Source organism: Acinetobacter endophylla (assembly GCF_053543775.1).
Genome location: NZ_JBLVOM010000116.1, coordinates 1 through 305 on the forward strand (window position 1 = coordinate 1; position 305 = coordinate 305).

Below are 305 nucleotides of genomic sequence, written 5' to 3' on the forward strand. Positions count from 1 at the left end.
TCGGGCAATTTTTAAACTTGGAAAAGTTTCATAACCAATTTGCCCGTGATTTCTTTCTTGGTAATTGAGCCTAATAGCGTCTGTACAAAGTGACATATACGATAAAATTATTCCATGTTCATTTTTCATTAGAAAAGTCGTGTTGTAACCATCCGACTGCTCTTCTAAAGATTCATGTAATAAAAAATAGTTCATATCGATAGAATGTCGCTCTATCTTTTTCCTTTTTCTTCTTTCGATACTGATATATTCATTTGGATTCACACAATTAAAATTAGCCAGATTGTCCAAATCATTTTCGGACA

At 32.1% G+C, this 305-nt stretch carries 1 protein-coding gene; it reads right to left on the minus strand.

Translation table 11 applies throughout. The annotated features are described in order from the left end of the window. Nucleotides 1-305: hypothetical protein (locus ACNPNW_RS05530; RefSeq protein WP_448766681.1), on the minus strand; the 305-nt coding region annotated here is incomplete at both ends.